The organism is Butyrivibrio sp. INlla16 (assembly GCF_900104155.1).
Lineage (GTDB): Bacteria > Bacillota > Clostridia > Lachnospirales > Lachnospiraceae > Butyrivibrio.
The window spans coordinates 1-4,228 of sequence record NZ_FMYB01000111.1 but is presented as its reverse complement, the minus strand read 5'-3'; the positions used below and the strand labels follow the sequence as shown (position 1 = coordinate 4,228).

Annotated in this window: 5 protein-coding genes; all 5 read right to left on the bottom strand. The window is 37.6% G+C overall.

Annotated elements, in window-relative coordinates:
- Positions 1–33: 33 nt before the first annotated feature.
- On the bottom strand, positions 34–267 hold the full coding sequence (locus BLR42_RS21970; protein ID WP_091873816.1) for a MazG nucleotide pyrophosphohydrolase domain-containing protein: 234 nt from the start codon (positions 265–267) through the stop codon (positions 34–36).
- Between the two features lie 16 nt (positions 268–283).
- Positions 284–1,039, bottom strand: a complete 756-nt coding sequence (locus BLR42_RS21965; protein ID WP_091873813.1) for a class I SAM-dependent methyltransferase — start codon at positions 1,037–1,039, stop codon at positions 284–286.
- 42 nt (positions 1,040–1,081) lie between these two features.
- Complete coding sequence (locus tag BLR42_RS21960; protein ID WP_091873810.1) at positions 1,082–1,981, bottom strand: hypothetical protein; 900 nt, start codon at positions 1,979–1,981, stop codon at positions 1,082–1,084.
- A gap of 55 nt (positions 1,982–2,036) precedes the next feature.
- Positions 2,037–3,062, bottom strand: a complete 1,026-nt coding sequence (locus BLR42_RS21955; protein ID WP_091873807.1) for an ORF6N domain-containing protein — start codon at positions 3,060–3,062, stop codon at positions 2,037–2,039.
- 65 nt (positions 3,063–3,127) lie between these two features.
- Positions 3,128–3,694 carry a GNAT family N-acetyltransferase gene (locus BLR42_RS21950; RefSeq protein ID WP_091873804.1) on the bottom strand — a complete coding sequence of 189 codons (567 nt, stop codon included), beginning with the start codon at positions 3,692–3,694 and terminating at the stop codon, positions 3,128–3,130.
- Between the last annotated feature and the right edge of the window lie 534 nt (positions 3,695–4,228).

Below are 4,228 nucleotides of genomic sequence, written 5' to 3'. Positions count from 1 at the left end.
TTGGAGCGATTTTAATCTATTGCCGTGAATAATTCAGGTTAATACATCTGCCATTTCTTCTATGAGATGATCACGCTGAGGATTGTCTATATCTGATGCCTGCGCGCCGTATTTCTTGATAATATCAATTACTTCTCCAATTTCACCAATCATCCAGAGTAATTTGTTTTTTCCGATTTCAGGTGATATAGTTTCCCATTTATCTTTGTATTTTTCTTGTAATGTCCTTTGCATATCGAGCATTTCATTGATTCCAAAATCCGACATAGTATTTCCGCCTTCCTTATTGCTTATATCCATATGTGATCACTTGGCATCTTGCTGCAACAAATCCATCTGAATTCTCATATACTGGATTCACACTGTGATCATTAAGAAATCTTTTAATCTCTGATTTGTTTTCACCTCCAACATAATCTACATAATCGTTGATTCTAACGCCAATATTCGTTAATCCCAATTGCTTCATAAAGGCCGGGATTCTTAACCCAATCTGATAATCTCTTCCTCCAGTTTTAATTTCGTCAATCCATTTCTGCCTCAAGAAGTCATCATTTTCAAATGGATCAAAATCTGTCGAATCCAAATATATACCGGAGTTCTCCATTCGTCTACTTGGTTCTATACATATTATCAGCCCACCACTCTTAGCAGAACCAATCATTTTATCAAGAATTTCCACCGGATTGGGTATATGTCGCAATACAGCCTGACATATAACCACATCATACTCCGGACAAGCGACATACTCATTCAAATCTGAGACTTCGAATCTTATCCGTTCTTTATCTGATTCAAATATGCCATTAGCTTCTTTAATCAACTCTTCGGATATATCTATTCCTTTGTAACTACTTCCATCAGGAATAAGTGGCATCAGCATTTGTGCCAAATAACCATAACCGCAGCCAAAATCTATTATTCTGACTGGTTTATTTATTTTCCAAACACTTTTTACAAGGAATTCAAAGTAATCATCATTCCACAAATGCTGCCGCGTACTATGCAAATATTCTTTCTTTAGCCCCCAATCACTCATATCTGTTTACATGACCCCTTTCATGTTTTTTGCAGACACATATTAAGCATAATCAGCAAATAATAACTTATCTATTGTCAGTCTCGGTCTCCACCAATTTCTGGCAGTCTCAAACTCTTCGTATTGTGTGTACCATTTCCATGATATATCAAAACCGCCATCATTTTTTTGCAGGTTACCAAGCACATTTTTTTCTGCCTCAATTAGTGGCTTTATAGCATCAGTAATATATTCCTTATAGATTCCAACAAAGAAATCCGACGGAGTAGGAACGTACTCAACTCCATATTTTGTGATGTCACTACAAATAATTTCCTGAAGTTTGCTCGTTATGTCTTTCTTGGAATTGCCCAAATTGATAACATCGTCAATTTTATATTTAGTAAACAAAGAGTGTGCAAGCAGATAGCACTTAAGCTCATCACCGAACTGCTTTAACTCTGAAATAGCAGCAAATGCCTCTCGAACAATCTGTGCATAATATTCCTTATCCTTTGCATCGCCAAAGCAGACCATGAAAGCGGCAAGCGAAACTGTAGGATTAAAATGGCTTATTCCGTCCCCATCCTTTTCCCACCAGGTAGCATGAGGATAATCTCTGTTACTGTCTATAGCAAAGAGCCATCGTTTTTTCTCTTCATCGAAGGACTCATGAGATGACAGATATTCAGTAATACGCTGAACCATCTCAGTATTATCTACGCCAAGAGCATCTATCCTATACAACGTGATAATTGCATCATTTGTTGCGATTGGATTGGATAATGGGTTCCAGTTATCTGCTTCTAGGCCATGTCCAAAGCCACCATCATGATTCTGATATTTCTTTAATTCAGATAAGACGCATTCTTGACTACTGTTTTCAAAAAAGTATCTGTATAACGCCAGCTCCAATGGCCTTGCATTGTCTAATATAAACTGTTTTGCTCTTTCTTTATTCATACTCTTAGTTCATTCCTTCCCAATGCATTTGTATAACTATAAATTAAGTCTTGCATCATAATGCTTTATCGGGATTTTTGAGCAAAGCATTTATAATAGGATGTACAAGCGCTGTGTTCTCAATAGCATTTATCGCGCATACCTTCCTTCCTGCATCCTTACTTGAAGCACCACAATGATACACCTTTTCTGTCTTAAGTCCGTAGTCCAATACAATAAATCTATCATGGCAATCTGGATTAGGTTTGATTGTCAATGTGGGATACTCATTATCAAAATCCGCCACTTCTGAAGCTGTTAAGAATCCCTTTCTGCCATGGCCATTCTCAGTAAAAATGATAACATCTACCCCCGCTTTCTTTTGTGACAGCAAATGAAGGGTTTTTATATTCACATAATCATCCACAACATATATGCTTTTCTTGGCAGACTGATATATTTCTATGTATGCTTTATCAGCCTCAAATTTCTGTCCCTTGTATATAACGAAGTTTTTTTGCTCAACTCCTGAGACAAAATTTTCATTGATCTTATTGATGCTCTCCTGCATAGTAGCTATCTGCACATCTGTCTTATCTTGGCGGGCATTTATCTTGTTAACATCCACATCAATAGAATCTTTCAGTAGTTTCCACTCTGTTTTCGTTACAAATTGCTGATTTTGCTGCACATAATGCCTCAGTTCTCTGAAAGCCCGCATAATAAATATGCTCTGTTGCTCAGCAAGTTCTCCTCTCAAAACCGTAGCCAGCATATAAACGCCTTGCTCAGTAAAGACGTATGGCAATGATCTTCGACCACCTTCTTGGCCGGAAAAGAAATTTGATTTTGGTGAAATCACAATTTGTGATTTCACGAATTCTACTTCTTCCTTCGTTAGTTGAAACATGAAATCTGCAGGAAATCGTCCAATGTTACGCTTAACTTGCTGGTTCATCGCTCTGACTTCGTACCCATATAATACCGCTAGGTCCTCATCTATCATCACTTGCTTTCCTCTAATTGTATAAATCAGGTTTGCTATATCTTCGGTTTGAAACGCTAATGGTATCAACTCCACTTTTTTCTTCACATTTGCCATGTATTATTCTTTCGTGAAATCACAAATTGTGATTTCACAGATACCTCCTCCATGTATGAGTATAGCTATTTCTTGATTATCCAATATCCATTATATGCATAATGATCATTGGTTCCTACAAGTAAACTATCAGACTTTTCAAAGCCACAATCTTGAAGTGCTTTTATTCTTTCAACCGCATAAATTGGTGCTTTCGTAATAATTGTCTCACACTCAAACAGTTCATATGCAGGTTCCACTATGATGGAGAGAATATTCTCCAAAAGAGCAGATTCCTCATAGCGGCTTCCAACATCCAATCTGAGGACACCGACACAATTAAAATCATCGTCTGCTGATCTGTTAAACAGTTCTATAGAACCAATGACCTCCGATGTTTCTTTATCAAGTATAGCCCAGCGCACAAACCATCTTGTTTCATAAGAACTAAGCCAAAAGTCTATTGCTTTCTCCATCCGTTCTATCGTTGGATAATAAAAATTATCGCCATCGCAGTTATCGCTGTTAAAGAAAGGAAGCGCATTCTTGTCACTGTACACTTTCAGTAAATCACCAGCATCATCCTTCTGTACAAACCTGAGTAAAAACCTTTCATTTTCTAATGCCGGGCAATTTTCATAAACGTTACTCATCAATAATACTCCTCAGTCTCTCTGATCAGGATGCCAAACTGGCATCTCAATCTATTTTTGATATTGGATACTTGATCCAACCATCCAACCCTCGTATTATAACTCATTTTTTATTATTCGTACATATGTTCTCTTTAAAAATATTTACCCAATCTTTACCTCTACTTTACCCCAAAATTACCCCAAGTTTACCCCTCTCATCACTTTATAGGCTCTCGGAATCTTTAGCCCAGATTCCAAGGGCTTTTTCTTTATGCTCATTTTTCAAATCCCCCCAAATTCTCAAAAAATTTAATGATTAGGGGTTGACAAACCCTCAAAAATCTGCGGCCGCTTCGCGGCCTATTGATTAAGAAAGTGCGTCATGTGCGGCGCCGGAAAAATCTTAATCGGAGGTGTTTGTTTATGTGTAAACCAATTAACATTGGCGGTCATGCCGCCTATCAGGCAAAGATGATATCTTTGCTCAAGCAATTCTATCCTGATGCTTTCACTCGTTTCGGTCCTTCCCTCTGGAATACGATTGGCAAATTT